The organism is Brevibacillus fortis (genome assembly GCF_046196545.1).
In the GTDB taxonomy this organism is placed as follows: domain Bacteria; phylum Bacillota; class Bacilli; order Brevibacillales; family Brevibacillaceae; genus Brevibacillus; species Brevibacillus fortis_A.
Genome location: NZ_CP176370.1, coordinates 6,142,215 through 6,159,496, shown reverse-complemented (window position 1 = coordinate 6,159,496; position 17,282 = coordinate 6,142,215). Strand labels below are relative to the sequence as shown.

15 protein-coding genes and 1 riboswitch are annotated in these 17,282 nt (G+C 48.9%); of the genes, 13 read left to right on the top strand and 2 right to left on the bottom strand.

The window, feature by feature from the left end; genetic code table 11:
• Positions 1-62: 62 nt before the first annotated feature.
• From ACKKE8_RS29855 to ACKKE8_RS29825, 7 genes are read left to right on the top strand one after another with little or no spacing between them, the layout of a single operon-like run.
• Complete coding sequence (locus ACKKE8_RS29855) at positions 63-662, top strand: glycerol-3-phosphate responsive antiterminator (protein WP_409176182.1); 600 nt, start codon at positions 63-65, stop codon at positions 660-662.
• The gene (locus ACKKE8_RS29850; protein WP_409176181.1) at positions 640-1,302 is read left to right on the top strand and encodes an HAD family hydrolase; all 663 of its coding nucleotides are present in this window, start codon (positions 640-642) and stop codon (positions 1,300-1,302) included. Before ACKKE8_RS29855 ends, ACKKE8_RS29850 begins: the two co-directional genes overlap by 23 nt.
• Positions 1,303-1,308: 6 nt before the next feature.
• Positions 1,309-2,376: an ABC transporter ATP-binding protein gene (locus ACKKE8_RS29845; protein ID WP_409176180.1), complete on the top strand. Its 1,068-nt coding sequence runs from the start codon at positions 1,309-1,311 to the stop codon at positions 2,374-2,376.
• Positions 2,376-3,332, top strand: coding sequence for a carbohydrate ABC transporter permease (locus ACKKE8_RS29840; RefSeq protein WP_409176179.1), 957 nt, complete (start codon positions 2,376-2,378; stop codon positions 3,330-3,332). The genes ACKKE8_RS29845 and ACKKE8_RS29840 overlap by 1 nt, the downstream gene beginning before the upstream one ends.
• Before the next feature lie 26 nt (positions 3,333-3,358).
• The gene (locus ACKKE8_RS29835) at positions 3,359-4,186 is read left to right on the top strand and encodes a carbohydrate ABC transporter permease (RefSeq protein WP_409176178.1); all 828 of its coding nucleotides are present in this window, start codon (positions 3,359-3,361) and stop codon (positions 4,184-4,186) included.
• 32 nt (positions 4,187-4,218) lie between these two features.
• The gene (locus ACKKE8_RS29830) at positions 4,219-5,547 is read left to right on the top strand and encodes an ABC transporter substrate-binding protein (protein ID WP_409176177.1); all 1,329 of its coding nucleotides are present in this window, start codon (positions 4,219-4,221) and stop codon (positions 5,545-5,547) included.
• A 30-nt stretch (positions 5,548-5,577) separates the two neighbouring features.
• Positions 5,578-6,297, top strand: coding sequence for a glycerophosphodiester phosphodiesterase (locus ACKKE8_RS29825; protein ID WP_409176176.1), 720 nt, complete (start codon positions 5,578-5,580; stop codon positions 6,295-6,297).
• Positions 6,298-6,361: 64 nt separating this feature from the next.
• On the opposite strand, the gene ACKKE8_RS29820 is transcribed toward ACKKE8_RS29825, so the two are convergent.
• The gene (locus ACKKE8_RS29820; protein ID WP_409176175.1) at positions 6,362-8,350 is read right to left on the bottom strand and encodes a methyl-accepting chemotaxis protein; all 1,989 of its coding nucleotides are present in this window, start codon (positions 8,348-8,350) and stop codon (positions 6,362-6,364) included.
• An 80-nt stretch (positions 8,351-8,430) separates the two neighbouring features.
• Positions 8,431-10,149, bottom strand: coding sequence for a gamma-glutamyltransferase (ggt, locus tag ACKKE8_RS29815; RefSeq protein ID WP_409176174.1), 1,719 nt, complete (start codon positions 10,147-10,149; stop codon positions 8,431-8,433).
• Positions 10,150-10,331: 182 nt separating this feature from the next.
• A riboswitch (cyclic di-GMP riboswitch) is annotated at positions 10,332-10,420 on the bottom strand.
• 247 nt (positions 10,421-10,667) lie between these two features.
• On the opposite strand from ggt, the gene ACKKE8_RS29810 reads away from it, so the two are divergent.
• The 6 genes from ACKKE8_RS29810 (at position 10,668) to ACKKE8_RS29785 (ending at position 17,281) form a co-directional block, all read left to right on the top strand.
• Positions 10,668-11,285 (top strand): SET domain-containing protein, encoded by a 618-nt coding sequence (locus ACKKE8_RS29810; RefSeq protein ID WP_409176173.1) that lies wholly within the window; start codon positions 10,668-10,670, stop codon positions 11,283-11,285.
• A 79-nt stretch (positions 11,286-11,364) separates the two neighbouring features.
• Positions 11,365-13,032: a glutamine--tRNA ligase/YqeY domain fusion protein gene (locus ACKKE8_RS29805; RefSeq protein WP_409176172.1), complete on the top strand. Its 1,668-nt coding sequence runs from the start codon at positions 11,365-11,367 to the stop codon at positions 13,030-13,032.
• Positions 13,033-13,153: 121 nt separating this feature from the next.
• Complete coding sequence (locus tag ACKKE8_RS29800) at positions 13,154-14,488, top strand: APC family permease (protein ID WP_409176171.1); 1,335 nt, start codon at positions 13,154-13,156, stop codon at positions 14,486-14,488.
• A 536-nt stretch (positions 14,489-15,024) separates the two neighbouring features.
• A complete protein-coding gene (locus ACKKE8_RS29795) occupies positions 15,025-15,630 on the top strand; it encodes a QueT transporter family protein (RefSeq protein WP_409176170.1) in 606 nt (201 codons plus the stop codon).
• A complete protein-coding gene (locus ACKKE8_RS29790; RefSeq protein ID WP_409176169.1) occupies positions 15,627-16,469 on the top strand; it encodes an energy-coupling factor ABC transporter ATP-binding protein in 843 nt (280 codons plus the stop codon). Before ACKKE8_RS29795 ends, ACKKE8_RS29790 begins: the two co-directional genes overlap by 4 nt.
• A complete protein-coding gene (locus ACKKE8_RS29785; protein ID WP_409176168.1) occupies positions 16,466-17,281 on the top strand; it encodes an energy-coupling factor ABC transporter ATP-binding protein in 816 nt (271 codons plus the stop codon). The genes ACKKE8_RS29790 and ACKKE8_RS29785 overlap by 4 nt, the downstream gene beginning before the upstream one ends.
• Position 17,282: the final 1 nt, after the last annotated feature.

Here is a 17,282-nt window from a genome sequence, read left to right as displayed (position 1 = left end):
GAGTTCTTTGGCATTGTCATGTCGCAGGGTTTTTTGTCTTGGGCATAAGGAGGCTTAAGCGAGTGAACCAGGAACAATTTCACGCAAGACTGGCACAGTACAAGCTGATCGCTTCCGTAAAAGAAGCGAAGCACCTGGAAAAAGCGGCAGAGGCAAATTTGAGTGCTGCGGTACTCTCGATCGGCAACATTGGTGTGATCAAAGGCTACGTCGATTATTTTAAGTCGAAAAATATCCCTGTATTTCTTCATTTGGAGCGGATTGGCGGAATCAGTCATGACCGGGAAGGAATCGCATTTCTGGCGCATTACGTCAAGCCAGACGGGATCGTCACTACGCGCAACACACTGGTCAAGCTGGCGAAAAAGCAAGGCCTGCTGACGATTCAGCGTTTGTTTTTGGTCGATAGCGACTCGATTAAATCAGGCCTAACCTCCTTGCAGGATACACAGCCTGACGCCGTTGAGCTAATGCCTGCTTTGCTGCCGGAGTTTATCGAAGAATTTCGAAGTGTGATCGATACCCCGATCATTTCTGGCGGGCTGATTCGCAAGCGGGAACAGATGGAGGAAGTATTAAAGCATGGAGCGACAGCTGTTTCAGTCGGAAGTCCCCTGCTGTGGAAGGAGTGTAAGAACCTTGATTCAAGCGTTGTTATTTGATTTGGACGGGACCTTGCTGGACAGTCGGGATGCGGTCGTGGATGCCGTTGCTTTTACGGCTGAGCAGTACGCACCGGGACATTTTAGCAGGGAAGAGCTCCTCGCACGTTTTGGCGAATCGTTTGATGATTTTATGGCGGCAGTTGCTACAGCAGCAGGCGTCTCTGACAAAAAGGAAGTGCTGCAGAGATACTTCGCCTATGTACGGGAGCATCATGAAGAACACGTCAAACTATTTCCGTTTGTTCGCGAAGGGTTGGAGAAGCTGAAGGCGGCTGGCTTTACGATGGCGATCGTCACGAACAAGCAACGGGAGTTTACATTGGCTGGTTTGGAGATGGCGGGGATTGAGCATCTGTTTGAGGCCATCGTCACTGTCGATGATGTATCACGAGGCAAGCCGTCGGCTGAGCCTGTACAAAAAGCACTGGTGGCGCTGGACAAACGTCCCGAGCAAGCCATGATGATCGGTGACAGTCGCTATGACGTACTGGCTGCGGTAGGAGCCGGTGTGCAATCTGTCGTGCTGGAGTGGTACGGACAAGAGAACTGGCCCTACGCTTTTCCCGATTACCGCTACGCCGATTTCGAGACATTCGTTACGGAAATGCTGGCCGCAAAGGCACAAGGAGGGAAATAAAAACAGATGGCACGTGTGGTGTTGGAGCAGGTAACGAAAGCCTTTCAGAATCAAAGCGTGGTCAAAGGATTGGATTTGGTCATTCCAGACGGCTCCTTTACGGTTCTGGTAGGTCCGTCCGGCTGTGGGAAATCAACCACACTCAGGATGATCGCTGGCTTGGAAACAGTGACGGACGGAAAAATCATGATCGGTGATCAAACGGTGAACCAATTGCCACCTGGCAAGCGTGATATTGCGATGGTTTTTCAAAATTACGCTCTCTACCCAACCATGAATGTGTATGACAATATCGCCTATGGCTTGAGAAACCGCGGAACGTCGAAAAAGGAATGTCAGGTGCTGGTAGAGGAGATCGCGGAAATCGTCGGGCTAACAGATTACCTCAAGCGCAAGCCTTCTCAGCTCTCCGGTGGTCAAAGGCAGCGTGTTGCACTCGCGCGGGCCATGGTGAAAAAGCCAAAGGTCTTCCTGATGGACGAACCGCTCTCCAATCTCGATGCGAAGCTGCGAAATCAGATGCGTGTGGAATTGACCAGCCTGCACAAGCAGCTCGGCAGCACCTTCATCTACGTGACACATGATCAGGTCGAGGCGATGACCATGGGCGATCAGATTGTCGTCATGAATGACGGACACATTATGCAAGTAGCGGCCCCGATGAATTTGTATCAGGAGCCGGAAAATCTGTTTGTCGCCCAATTTATCGGTTCTCCGCCGATGAACATTGTTTCTGCGGAGGGCAAGAGTGAGCATGTATGGGGATTCCGCCCGGAAAAAGCAGTGTTGCTGCCTCTGACTGTCTCTGCCATCACGAGCGAAGAGATGTGGAACGCACGAGGACAGATCGTATCCAGAGAAATTCTCGGCTCAGACACGCTCCTTCATGTCGAGACGGAAAAAGGCAGGGTCATCGTCAAAGCGGACTCGGAGGTAGCGATGCAGGTCGGCTCCTCGGTTACGGTCACTGTACCGTGGGAGTACATGTATGTGTTCGAAAAAGGGAGCGGAAAACGAGTGGGTCGCATGAGTGGACGAGAGCCTGTATCGACACGTGCAGGAGGGGATAGCTGATGCGAAAAGCGGCAACTGTACAGGAGTTGCCGGGTGTCAGCCAGTCGAAAACAGAAGTGCGTCGGTCGGCATTTGCCTGGTCTGACCTCGCATCCCGACTGCGTCCGTACTTGTATCTGGCACCCGCATTGATTTGCTTTGTCTTGTTCTTCTTTTATCCGATTGGCTCGATCATATATTTGAGCTTTCAGGACTGGTCATTGATCAATTTGGAGCAAATGGAATGGGTAGGCTTGCAAAACTATCAGGACTTGATGGGGGACGGAGATTTTCATCAAGTATTGGGAAATACCGCGGTCTTTACTATTGCAACAGTGGGGATTGGCCTGACGCTATCCTTCCTGCTCGCACTATGGCTGAACAAAAAGGCAAAGGTGTACGGCATTATTCAGGCGACTGTTTTCAGTCCTCACATCATTTCGTTGGTATCTGTCTCGATGCTGTGGATGTGGCTGATGGACCCGCAGTTTGGCCTGTTGAACGCAGGACTGGAAGCGGTCGGATTGCCTGCGTATACGTGGCTGACTGACCCGAAAAGCTCCTTGCTGTCACTGATTATCGTCAGCATTTGGAAAGGTGTCGGCTATAACACGCTCATTTTCATCGCAGGATTGCAAAGCATTCCGGGCGATATATATGAGGCAGCAGAGCTCGATCAATCGCCGTGGTGGCGGACGCTGAGGCGCATTACCATACCAATGCTGTCGCCGACGATTTTCTTTTTGCTCATTATCAATACGATCTCATCCTTTCAAGCGTTTGACACGATTGCCATTATGACGCAGGGTGGTCCAATCAATAGTACGAACATGCTTGTCTACTACATTTACGAGCAAGGCATGGACTTCTACAATGGCGGGATTGCTTCGGCTGCCTCTGTCATTTTGCTGATACTGGTAGGGATTTTAACAGCTGTGCATTTCCTGGTGATGTCCAAGCGCGTGCATTATCGCTGATGAACCCGTGAGAAAGGAGGAGCAGCATGTATCGAGTGGTTTTGGCTTCACGCAAGACGGTGGAATGGATTGGACTTTTGATCGTGGCTTTCCTGTTTGTGTTCCCGTTTCTGTGGATGGCATCGACAGCTTTCAAAACGATGCCAGAGGTCCGGCAATTTCCCCCGACGCTTTTGCCTGAGTCGTGGGAGTGGAGCAACTTCGCCCAAGCGTGGGAATCAGGTCCGTTCCTTATGTATACGTGGAACAGCATTCTGGTTGCGGTAGGGATTTTAATCCTTCAGTTTTTGACGGCGGTGCCCGCGGCTTACGCTTTTGCACGCTACAAGTTTCCCGGTCGCAATCTGTTGTTTGGTCTTGTCTTGATCGTCTTGATGATTCCCGGACAAGTCATCTTTTTGCCGATCTACGTGCAATTGAGCGGTTGGGGACTCGTTAATACGCTGTGGTCGCTCATCCTGCCGTACGCAGCCAGTGCCTTCGGAATCTTCCTGCTCAGGCAAGCATTCATGCAGGTGCCCGATGAAGTGATCGAGGCAGCACGTCTGGATAACGCGTCCGAGTGGAAGATCATGTGGACGATCATGGTACCGATGGCGAAGCCTGTACTGGTCACTTTCGGACTATTCAGCTTTATTTACCATTGGAACGACTATTTCTGGCCGCTGATTATGACCAACAGCGACGAGGTACGCACCTTGCCGATCGGAATCTCCAGCTTGCACATGTCCGACGGCGGAACCTTGTGGAACGTCATGATGGCGGGCAACATGATTCTCATTCTACCGATTCTCGTGATTTTCTTCGTGGCACAACGGCATATTATCAAAGCGTTCATCTATCAATCCAAATAATAAAAGATCGCTCTTAGGGAGGAAACCAAACCATGTTTTCCATGAAAAAGACTGGAACGATTCTATGTGCATTGACTATCGGTTTGTCAGGAGTGTTGGCTGGATGCGGATCATCTGGTAAAGAACAGTCCGCAAGTACAGGCAGCACTTCTCAGCCAGCAGCGTCTACAGCATCCAGCGGCCCTGTCGAAATTGATTTCTGGTATGCGTTGGGTGGCGTTCGCGGGAAAACCATTGAGGATATGGTCAAAAAATTCAATGAAACACATAAAGATATTATCGTCAAACCAGCTTACCAAGGTGCGTATCAAGAGAACCACTCCAAAGTACTGGCATCTGTAGCAGCGGGTAACAATCCAGATGTTACGATGGTCGAGATCGCTTCGATCGCAGCATTTGCGGATGCAAAAGTTTTGGAAGATTTGACGCCTTACTCTCAAGGGGATGAAAAGAAGTACATTCCAGGTCTCATGAAAAATTCCTATTGGAATGACAAACTATACGCCGTGCCATTTAACCGCTCCACTCCATTGCTGTACATCAACCGCGATATGTTAAAAGAAGCAGGGCTTGATTCAAACGGTCCAAAAACATGGGATGAGCTCGTTAGCTTCTCGCAAAAGCTGAGCAAAAAAGAGGGAGACAAAATTACCCGGTACGGCTTCTCGACGCCTGTTGATATCTGGTTCTACGAAGCGCTTGTTTTCCAAGGTGGGGGCAACATCCTGAGCGAGAACGGCAAGGAGCTCACGATCAACAACGAAGCAGGAAAAGCACCACTTGAGCTCTGGTCCAAAATGGTGAAGGAAGGCATCATGAAAAACCCTCCAGGAGAGAACTACAATGCGTGGGATGTAGCGGAGCAAGACTTCCTGAATCAAAAAGTGGGCATGATTTTTACCTCGACAGGTTCCTTGACGGAATTGAAGAAAAATGCCAAATTTGACATGGGTGCTGCCTTCCTGCCAGCCAATAAAACGTTTGGTACGCCAACCGGAGGCGCGAATCTCGTAATGCTGGCGAAGTCGACTGATGCGGAGAAAAAAGCAGCGTGGGAGTTCATGAAGTGGATGACCGACACCGAGCAAACAGTTCCGTGGTCAATTGCTTCCGGTTACATGCCTGTCACGACAGAAGCAATTGATTCGGCTGAAATGAAGGCATTTTATGAAAAAGAGCCAAACTTCAAGGTCGCGGTAGATCAACTGCAATACGGCTATCCTCGTCCAATGGCTCCAGGCTACAAAGAATTGCAGGATGTGATTCAAAAAGAACTGCAGCGTGCGATGCTTGGCCAAGCGACAGTAGATGAAGCGATGCAGGCGGCGACGGAAAAAGGCAGCAAGCTTTTGAAAAAATAACAGAAATGAAACGATAGAGGAGCTGGCGAAATGAACATTTGTATGGCACATCGCGGGTGGTCAGGCAAAGCCCCGGAGAATACAATGACAGCGATTCGACTGGCTTTGGCAGAGCCAGCTATCAAAGCAATGGAAATTGATGTTCAACTGACGCGTGACGGTGTTCCGGTGCTAATTCACGACTTTACACTGGAACGCACGACCAATGGCCGCGGAATGGTCATGGAGCATACCTTGGCAGAGCTGCGTGAGCTGGATGCGGGGAGCTGGTTTGGCGACAAATTTGCGGGCGAAAAAATCCCTACACTAGAGGAAGTGCTGATCGCAGTAAAAGGTCGCTGCATGCTAAATATCGAATTGAAAGCAACTAGTGAGATGTACCCGGGTATCGCAGAGAAGGTGCTCGCGCTTGTAGAAAAGCATGGAATGAAGCAAGAGGTGTATCTGACTTCATTTGACCACGATTTGATCCGTCACGTCCGCACACTTGATCAAGAAGTGCAGACAGGCCTGATTGTATATGGCCGCCCTGTACTCATGCTGGAACAGATGGAGGCAGCAGGTGCCACGATCCTCTCCATGGGATATCCGTTTCTGAATCGTGAGCTAACTGTAGCCGCGATTGAAAAAGGCTTCAAAGTCATCGCGTGGACGCTGGATGATCCGAAGCATATCCGCGAAGTCATTTCGTGGCATCCTCAGGTTCAAATTTGCACGAACCATCCTGACCGGATGTGGGAGTTTGTGTAAGCACAAGCAGGAAAGAGCCGCCGGGCAACATGCGAGGCGGCTTTTCTTGTTTTCGTTGTTCGGACTATATCTTGAATTTGCTTACATGAGATTGCAGTTCTTCGGCTATTCTTGCCAGAGAAGTAGCTGATGAACTGACTTCTTCCATAGCTGCCAGCTGTTCTTCTGTGGCGGCCGACACGCTTTGTGTTCCGTCAGCAGAATTCTCCGCTACTTCTTCAATGACACTGACCAATTCTACCACCTGCTTGGTGCCAAAAGACATTTGCTCAGAATAAGCCTTTACTTCTTGAATTTGACTTGCCACCTGCGTGACAGCATCTTGAATCTGTTCGAAGGACTTGCCTGCATTGTTAACGACCGTAAGTCCAGTGGCGACCTCTTTGGTGCCCTGTTCCATCGAAAGGACAGCCTGGTTTGATTCGAGCTGGATCGTTGTAATCAACAGTTTGATCTGTTGCGCTGATTGTGCGGACTGCTCAGCCAATTTGCGTACTTCGTCTGCCACAACGGCAAATCCGCGCCCCTGTTCACCAGCTCTCGCTGCTTCAATAGCTGCGTTAAGTGCTAACAGATTTGTTTGTTCAGCTATGGCGGTGATGACTTGTACGATTTGTCCGATTTCCTGAGAGCTGTTTCCTAATCGTTTGACGATATCGGCAATGTTGCCAACAGTGTTCTCGATCGATTGCATCTGGCTGATAACGACCTGAAGGGCCTGATTTCCTTCCACTGCAATTTGGGAAGCGCCCAAAGCTGATTCGGCAGCTTGCTGTGCATTCGTGGCAACCCGCTGAGCCCCTGTCGATACACCTTGAATTGCGGTGACACTTTCCTCTACACTCTTCACTTGCTTTTCCGCACCGTAAGCTACTTCCTGAATCGTTATTGCGATTTGCTCGGTAGCCTTGCTCGTATGGTCGGAGTTGACAGACAATTCCTCTGCTGAAGAAGCAAGATCTGAAGCTGTATCATTTACTTGTTGAATAATCGTTCGCAGGTTGAGCACCATTGTGTTTACTGATTGGGATAGCTGTCCAACCTCATCCTTGGTTCGAATTTGCAAGGGTTGTACAGTCAGTTCACCCTCGGAAATTCGGTTAGCCACGGAGGCAACTGCCGCAATAGGGCGGGAGATTTGCCGGGAAACAGCGTATGCGATTGCGATCACGACAGCAATAACAACGATGACAATGATCGTAACCATGGTGGTAACGGATGAAACCGCAGACGTTATGGATTCAACAGGGATATGCAGATACAAACCAAAGTTGGTCTTGGGAATGGGGGAATAGGTGACAACGTATTCCTTGCCATTGTCCGAGTAGCTGTATGAGCCCTTTTCCGTTTTTCCTGATTTAAGGATTTCCATTAATGGTTGCGGCAGAGCGGATTCCGCAAGCGGTTTTCCGATCAGATCCTGGGTAGGATGGTACTGAATCTGGTCCTTGTTATCAACGAGAATCGGATAACCATCGTTGCCTACTTTCAAATCCTTGAGAAATGTAGTTGCGAAGTCATCTACATTGACGAGCCCGGTCAAGACGCCAAGCTTCTCATTGTTTTTAGCTTTTACAGGGGAGGCGACGATGATAGAGCGATTGCCCGTTGTCTTCGCAACAAGAACATCGGAGAAGCTGGGCTTGTCCTGCATACCGTCTTTGAAGAATTGGCGCTCGCTAAGATTGATTCCAACGCTTTTGGGGAACGTATCAGCCGTTACTTTTCCATCGCTTGCGATAAACGTATTTCCGTCATACAGTTTCATTTCCTCGGTAAATTTGCGGATGAATTCATTTTTTGCCGCTGCATCATCGGATTGAATATCCGAGGTACGGGCTAAAATCTGAATTTCTGTCATACGCCGGTCCAGATATTGATCCATAGCTATGGCTGTACTGGAAGTAAGGTCAACATAGGATGATTTTTGTTTATCAATCAGAATGGAAGAAAAGCTGCTTGTGATAAACAAAGAAACGGCAGTAAGTGGAATGACGGCCACGACGAGAAACCAAAGGATCATTTTGTTCCTGAGTTTGTTGAACAAAAACATAGGTTTTTCCACTCCTAATCCGTGATTGCGAAATAGAAACAGGTAGACTGCTGAGATTTACTCAGCAGTCTGACAAAATATCAATATCCCATTGCTGCGCCTTCACCGCGAGGGTCAGCACCGCCAAATTTTACATTGGTTTTTGGGTCAATCAGGATTGCGCCGGACTGTCCCATCGTATCGGTATAGGCTGCTTCCAGCTTTTCGACTGGATGCCCACGTTTAATTAACTCGTCCAGGACTTCTTGTGGGATGCGGCTTTCCACCTTGAGATTGTTGGAAGCAGATCCCCAGTTGCGTCCATGTAGCCATCTTGGCGCTTCGATTGCGTCTTGCACGCTGAAACCAAAGTCGATGATACGCGTGACGAGAGCAGCTTGCGTTTGTGGCTGTCCTTCTCCCCCTTGTGTTCCGTAGAGAAGATAAGGCTTGTCCCCTTTAAAGAGCATAGCTGGGTTAATGGTGTGGAAGGTGCGTTTTCCTGGTTCCAAGTGATTGATGTGTTTGGAATCCAAAGAGAAGTAGCTTCCGCGGTTTTGCAAAAGGATGCCCGTGTCTTTCGCTACGATTCCGGAACCCCAGTCAAAATAGTGACTCTGAATGATGGACACTGCATTTCCATCTTTGTCGACGATCCCGAACCAGGTTGTATCGCCTTTTGGATCAAGCGGTTCTACGGATTTGGCGGCTTGCTTCATATCAATGCGCGCAGCTAAATCTTTGCCGTGCTGCTTGGACAACAGCTCATCCACAGGGATATCCACAAAGGCAGGGTCAGTCAGCCATTTGTCTCGGTCAGCAAAAGACTGTTTGGTAGCTTCCACAATCGTGTGATAGTAATCGGGTGTTCCTTCACCCATGCTCTTGAGGTCGAAATTATTCAAAACATTAAGAATAGAGAGAGATGCCATGCCTTGGGAGTTAGGCGGAACGTTGTACGCTGTATAACCGCGGTAGTCTACCGAAATTGGATCTGCCCAAGTAGAGGTGTGCTTCTCAAAATCTTTCAACGTGAGCAATCCGCCGTTGGCTTGCATGTCTGCTACGATTTTTTTAGCAACTTCTCCTTTATAAAAACCGTCAGCACCTTTTTTTGCAATGATTCGCAAAGTATTGGCAAGATCTTTTTGTTTGAGAATTTCACCTGCTGCATAGGGATCGCCGTTGGGCTTCAGGAATGTTTTACGGAATCCATCAAAACGTTGAAGATTTTTCAAGTCATTGTCAGTTGGATCTGTCGCGTATTTCGTCCAATATACTTGGTTGGGGGAGACTGGATATCCGTTCTCGGCGTATCCAATGGCAGGCTCCAGCAGTCTGTTCCATTGAAGCTTACTTTTACCCATGCTTTTATGGGCGTAGTTGTACGCCTCCCACCAGCCGGAGACGACACCAGGGACAGTATTTGCCGATTCATAACCGCGGGACGGGATTTTTTCGTAGCCTTTGTTTTTGTAATAGTCGATGGTTGCCTTTTCGCCTGCGCGGCCACTGCCGTTCAGCGCCTTCAGCTCTTTTGTTTTGGCATTGTAGATGAGCCAGAAGTTATCTCCACCAATGGTTGTGTAATGAGGATAGACGACAGCTAATGTGGAAGCGGCAGTAATAGCAGCATCTACTGCGTTTCCACCGTCTTCCAAAGTCTTCAGGGCCGCAGCCGTAGCCAGATAGTGAGGAGTCGTCACCATTGCGTTCGGTGACATCGATGTTGGACGGTTAGCAGCTTGTGCCCCAGAGAATGTTGATAGCCCGAAGACAGCAGTCAGCGCGACGGTCGAGAGTTTCTTCCAGAATGACATTCCTATGAAACCTCCTTCATGATGAATAGAATAATGAATTCTTTAAACCGGCTATCCGCTGTTGCCTCACCTCCTTTAAAAGCTAAAAATACACAAACATACAAAATCAGACAAAAATAGACATTGTGAGCGCAAAAAAAGACCAATGATATAGGATCATTGGTCTCGTCCTACATCAATACTTCGGTAGCTGGCAAGCGTGTCCGCTGTTGCGGAGGTAGCCCCTGTAGCTTTGCGTCGCCGGATTTCCCCGGGTATGCCGTTTCGATATCAATGGGTGAAGTAGATAATTGATACATATACTGATTCGATCGTTGTGGGAAAATGTTCCTAAAAAGCCGTTTGCCAATAATATAGACTATTTACCATTTGTGGTAAATAAGAAAAAATATTTTAATCCAGAAAAATAGTCAGGAATACGATGGAAAGGTTGTTTTTGCAGACATTCACACACCTCCTGGGGCTGAACTGCTTATGATGATAAAAAGGCACATTCGCCAAGGAGTGAAACAAAGGCTATGATGCATCCCGATACAGAATTGCGCTATATCAACGATGAGATCGGGTACGGTGTGTTTGCGACAAGGTTTATCCCAAAAGGAACGATTGTATGGGCACAGGATAATTTGGATCAGGTATTGGACCCTGCATTTGTGGAAAAACTTGACTCATTACGAAAACAGGACGTGCAAAAATATTCGTTTAAGAACCAGTTCGGAAAGTACATTCTTTGTTGGGATAAGGCAAGGTACGTGAACCACAGCTTTCATGCGAATTGTGTGCCGACCATGTATGATCTGGAATTGGCTGCACGGGATATTTTTCCGGGCGAAGAGCTGACTGATGATTATGGAACGTTAAATCTGGATGAACCCTTTGATTGTTTGCCAGAGTCTGACACGGACCGCTCCAGGGTGATGCCTGATGATTTGCTTCGGTATTATCCGCAGTGGGATCGGATAGCTGCGGAAGCATTCCAACGTTTCAATCATGTTGAACAGCCTTTGCTGCATCTGATTTCCCCGAAGCATCTCGAAACGATTCGAGGGATCGCGGAGCAGCGCTTAGCCATTGATTCTGTCATTCATCTGTATTGCAGGCCACAATGGCAAACGAGGCAGCAATGGAAGACGTGAGCGGGTCGGTCAACGACCCGATTTTGTTGAACTCTGGGTAGAGAATCAGTATTATGGAATGTAAAGGTGAAGTGAAAGGTTGATTTCATTGGAAAACAAGGTAGCGGCATCCAATTTTATCCGCAATATCATGATTGATGACTTGCAAGAGGGCAAAGTAAAGGAAATCATTACCCGCTTTCCCCCAGAACCGAACGGGTATCTTCATATTGGACATGCAAAAGCGATCTGCCTCAACTTTGAGTTGGCACGTGAATTTTCCGGCAAGGCCAACCTACGTTTTGACGACACCAACCCGGTGAAGGAAGACATCGAATACGTAGAGGCCATCAAAAGGGACGTTCAATGGCTGGGCTTCGAATGGGACGGGCTGTTTTTTGCATCTGATTACTTTGAAGAGATGTACAACCGTGCGGTGCTGTTGATTAAAAAAGGTCTGGCTTACGTAGACGATCTGTCTCCCGAAGACATGCGTAAAATGCGTGGAACATGGACAGAGCCAGGCACAGATAGTCCGTTTCGCAACCGATCTGTGGAGGAAAACCTGGACCTGTTTGCACGGATGCGCCAAGGGGAATTCAAGGACGGAGAAAAGGTGCTGCGTGCGAAAATCGATATGGCTTCTCAGAACTTCAACATGCGTGATCCGGTTCTGTATCGAATCTCTCATGCAACGCATCACAACACGGGCGACAAATGGTGCATCTATCCGATGTACGACTTCGCTCATCCGTTGGAGGATGCCATTGAGGGCGTGACACACTCCCTGTGCTCACTGGAATTCGAAGATCATCGTCCGTTGTACGACTGGGTAGTCCGCGAGTGCGAAATGGAGAGTGTACCACGCCAGTACGAATTTGCCCGCTTGAATCTCACCAACACCGTTATGAGTAAACGCAAGCTGAAACAGCTTGTTGATGAGAATGTAGTAGACGGCTGGGATGACCCGCGCATGCCAACCATCGCAGGCTTCCGTCGTCGCGGCTATACACCGGAAGCGATTCGTACATTCGCTCGCGAAGTAGGGGTAGCGCGCGCTAATAGCACCGTTGACGAGAAAATGCTGGAGTATTTCATCCGTGAGGACCTGAAGCTGAAAGCACCACGTACGATGGCTGTTTTGAATCCATTGAAGGTCGTTATCACGAACTATCCGGAAGGACAAGTCGAGATGCTCGAAGCGGAGATTAATCCAGAGAACCCAGAGATGGGCAATCGTCAAATTCCGTTCTCCCGCGAAATCTACATTGAGCAGGACGACTTCATGGAAAACCCACCGAGCAAGTATTTCCGCCTGTTCCCGGGAAATGAAGTGCGTCTGAAGCACGCGTACTTCATTAAATGCAATGACGTCGTGAAGGATGCAGACGGCAACGTGATCGAGATCCATTGTACGTATGACCCTGAGACGAAGAGCGGCAGCGGTTTTACAGGTCGTAAGGTAAAAGGTACGATTCACTGGGTGGATGCAACTAATGCGGTTCCTGCTGAATTCCGTTTGTATGAGCCATTGATTATGGATGATGAAGATGCAGAGGGCACGTTCCTCGACAACGTTAACCCGAATTCGTTGGAAGTGCTGCAAGGCTATGTGGAGCCAAATATGAAAGAAACCAAGCCACAAGACAAGTATCAATTTTTCCGTCATGGCTATTTCAATGTGGATCCGAAGCATACGACAGATGATAAACTCGTATTCAACCGAATTGTATCGTTGAAGAGCTCCTTTGAACTGCCAAAAGCATAGGAAATACTCATATAAATCAAGCGCTGCTGTGCATGGAGAACCCGTGTGCAGTAGCGCTTTTTTCTTTCGTGATTATAAACCAACGTGTATAATTATTCTGTTACATAAAGGGGGACAGGCAGTGAACGGGAAAGCAGAACTAACACGTAGTTTAAAGTTGCGGCATATTGTCGTAATTGGACTGGGCTACATGGCCCCGATGGCCGTTTTTGACACCTTTGGCATTGTTTCTGGAGAAACGGGGGGGCACGTTCCTGCTGCTTATGCAGTCACACTTCTTGCGATCCTGTTTACGGCGGCAAGCTACGGAAAGATGGTACGGCTATTCCCTTCAGCAGGAACCGCGTATACGTATACGCAACAAACGATTCATCCCTATGCAGGATTTTTGGTAGGCTGGGCGTCCTTGCTGGATTATTTGTTTTTACCGATGATTAACGCCTTGTTGACGGGAGTATACCTATCATCCGTGTTTCCTGACGTGTCGACGGCATGGTGGATTATAGGTTTTATTGTATTGGTAACGGGGTTAAACGTATTTCGCGTAACGGTAACCGCATCCGTCAACTCGATTCTGGTGCTGTTTCAAGTCGTGGTCGTCGTGTTATTTGCGGGATTGGCAATCCGTGGTCTTATGCAAGGTGACGGGCTTGGGCAAGTATTCAACCTGCGTCCATTTGTGTCACCGGATATGTCTGTCATTGCACTGCTTTCCGGTGCGTCGATTCTTTGCTTTTCCTTCCTTGGCTTTGATGCAGTAACTACGCTAACGGAGGAAACCGTCGATGCGAAAAAGACGATTCCTCGCGGGATTATGCTCGTAGCAATCGCAGGAGGAGCGTTGTTTATTACAGCATCTTATTTCATGCAATCATTATTTCCTGATGTTTCGGTATTGTCTGATCCAGAAGCGGCCTCTGCGGAGATTGCTTTGTTTATCGGTGGGACAATTTTTCAATTGGTATTTTTGGCGGCAGCGTTATCTTCGACACTGGCATCCGGACTCGTATCTGTCACGAGCGTAACACGCTTGTTGTACGCAATGGGACGAGATGGGTTTTTGCCGCGACGCTGGTTCGGTTATGTACATCCGAAGCTGAGAACACCTCTGCTTAACGTCCTGCTGGTCGGAGCGCTGATGCTGTTCGCTTTGTATATGGATTTGTTAACGGCAACTTCCTTTATTAACTTCGGCGCACTGATCGCCTTTAGCTTTGTGAACATCAGCGTAATGGCGTACTATTTCCGCAAGCAAAAGAACAAGCATATCAAGGATTGGTGGGGCTTCGTGTTGTCTCCACTCATCGGGACAACGTTCATCGCCTTTCTGTGGGTCAACTTGGAAGCAACGTCCATGATGCTCGGCTTGCTCTGGACCTTTGTCGGCTTGATCTATTTGTTGTACTTGGTGAAGGTCAAGAAAACCAATTTGGAAATGGTGAAGTTTGAGGAGTGAAGTGGCTGTAGAAACCCCCGCCATTTATTCCGGAGCTAGGTTGGGTTCCAGAGGCGCTTGGACTGGAAATGCACTTCTTCTAACGTGGCTTTGGTAACAATATTTGAAAGTGAATTCAGGAGGGAGAGAACAATGATTCTCTCTCTTTTTTATTTTCAATCATTCAGATTTGCCCCAATCAAAGCAGGGGAAAAGCAAACAGCTCGCAGAGGAAACAGGAGAAATAAGCGAAGATCTTAGGGACACCGACCGAGACGGAATGCAAAAAGCGAAACACGCCCTTAAGCGTCCACCTCTGAGATACATCCTGATTGGACCACTTTGGACGCGGTTTCGCTTTTTGCATGGAGTCGTGCAGTCAATTCCCCCAGCGGGTGGCCCTAGAAGCTGAGCGTTTTCTCCTGTTTCCTCCCCACCACTACAGCCAGAACCAATGCTTTTACCCACCCTCTTCTAGACGATCAGGTAAAGAGAGAGTAAACTGGCTACAGGAATATTCCAAACATTAACACTTGACACGAGGAGGGTTTATTCTGATGCTTTCGACTCTATTTCAACGGAAGTGGACGACAGTAGATTACGTCCTGATTGTCGTCACTGCCGCGCTCTACGCTGTTGCCATTATTATGCTTGCCAATATCAAGCTCATTCCTTCCGTACCGATCCGTCCCGCCAATGCCCTTCAGCCCGTTTTTGGCATGTTATTCGGCTTGCCGGGATGCATAGGCCTTGCCTTTGGAAACATGGTCAGTGATTTGTTAACCGGAAGCGCACCACCACATGCGATCGCGGTCGGTTTCTTTTCTAATTTTATGGGGGGCTTTATCGGGTGGCTTGCTGTGAGTCACCCTGCACTCAAAACAAAGCGCAGCCTCCTTCAATATATCGTGTTTGTCGTTATCATCAGCTCGATTGTGGTAGCGTGCGCGATTTTGATTAACGTGGCACTGGGTCTGACACCAAAAGAAGTCGCGGTCTGGTACATCCCAACCGTATTCTTGAACCAGGCCATTTCAACGGCGATTCTGGGACCAATCCTTTTAAAGCTGTTGTACCCATTCGTGAAGCGCTCTGGACTATACCGTGGCCGTCCCTTGCAGGATTTGAACTATCTCGGAAATGAAAGCAGGATCGCAAGGTGAAAACAGAAGCATTGCTGCGAGTAAACGGAGTCTATTGGCACTATGAAGAGGGAGCACTGCCTGCGCTAGCGGACATTCATCTGGCGCTCTATCCGGGGGAAGTAGTCGGCGTAGTCGGGCCTGCTGCCGCAGGGAAAACGACGCTGCTATTGACCATGTCAGGTCTGATTCCGTCCAACTATGGTGGACACTTCGTGGGGAGTGTCGAGTCCAAAGGCGAGCAAGGCATCGTCTTTCAGGACCCCGAGACCCAGTTCATCGGGCTGACTGTCGAAGAGGAGCTTGCCTTCTCGCTTGAGAATGCCGGGTGGTCGGACGAGCGAATCGAAAAAAGAATGGCAGAGGTACTCGAGCTGATCGGATTGAACGGCTTTGCTAATCGTTCACCTCTAGAGCTGTCGGGCGGAGAAAAGCAGCGGGTGGCAATTGCATCCGCTCTCTCCCACAGTCCACAGGTACTCATTTTGGATGAGCCTACTTCCGAGCTGGACCCGGTGGGAGCGCGGGAGGTTTTCTCCCTTCTATCACGGTTGAAGCAGGAAAAAGAAATGACGATTGTGGTATCGTCCCATGCGACAGAAGAGCTCGCGGCCTTTTGCGACCGAATGATTCTGATTGCAGAGGGGAAAATCGTGTTGGACCAGCCGACTCGCCAATTTTTTGACCAAGTAGACGTGTTGGAAGAGTATGGCATATTGGTCCCGGATGTCATCCGACTCTATCACATGCTATGCCAGCAAGGCGTCATGTCGGCGTCCTCTGTTGGTGTGCCTCTGACTATTGAGGAGCTGGCACTCCACTACAAGGAAGCACAGCTTGTTCAGGAGGGAAGCGTGTGAGTGTCGTCATTGAGTTCGATGAGGTCTGGTACGGCTATGAAAAGGAAAAGCAGGTGCTGCATGGCGTTTCGCTCCAATTGAAACAGGGAGAATTCGTCGCCATCATCGGGGGAAACGGTTCTGGTAAAACGACGTTGGCCAAGCATTGTAACGGTCTATACAAGCCAACACAGGGTACCGTCAAAGTGAATGGTCTTGATACCATGACGATGAGCGTTGCCCAGCTATCGAGAATCGTGGCCTATTGCTATCAAAATCCTGATCATCAAATCTTTCATTCGACCATAAAGGCGGAGGTAGCATTTGGGCCCAAAAACATGGGCTGGCCGCCTGAAAAAATAGAGCAAGCTGTCGCGGAGGCGTTGGCAGCAGTAGGGTTATCCGACAAGGGTGACGAAGAACCCCATTTTTCGAGCAAAGGCACGCGGCAAAAGATTGCGGTGGCTTCGATTTTGGCGATGAAGCCGCAAGTGATCGTACTGGACGAACCTACGACCGGTCTCGATTACCGTGGCATGCAAGAAATGATGGAGCTAGTGCGGCATTTGCATGCGGAAGGCCATACAATCATCGTCATCACGCATGATATGCGTCTTGTAGCGGAGTACGCCCAGCGAGTGATCGTGATGCATAAAGGAAAACTGCTATGCGACGGGGACCCCCAGCACGTATTTTCGCAACCGCAAGTATTAGCTGCTGCCCAAGTAGAAGCACCTGCCATGTATCGTTTCGGAAAGGCTGCGGGGATAGATGACCCGATTCCCCTCACGCTGACAGCGATGAAAAAACAACTGCTGGGAGAGGGGATCTAAG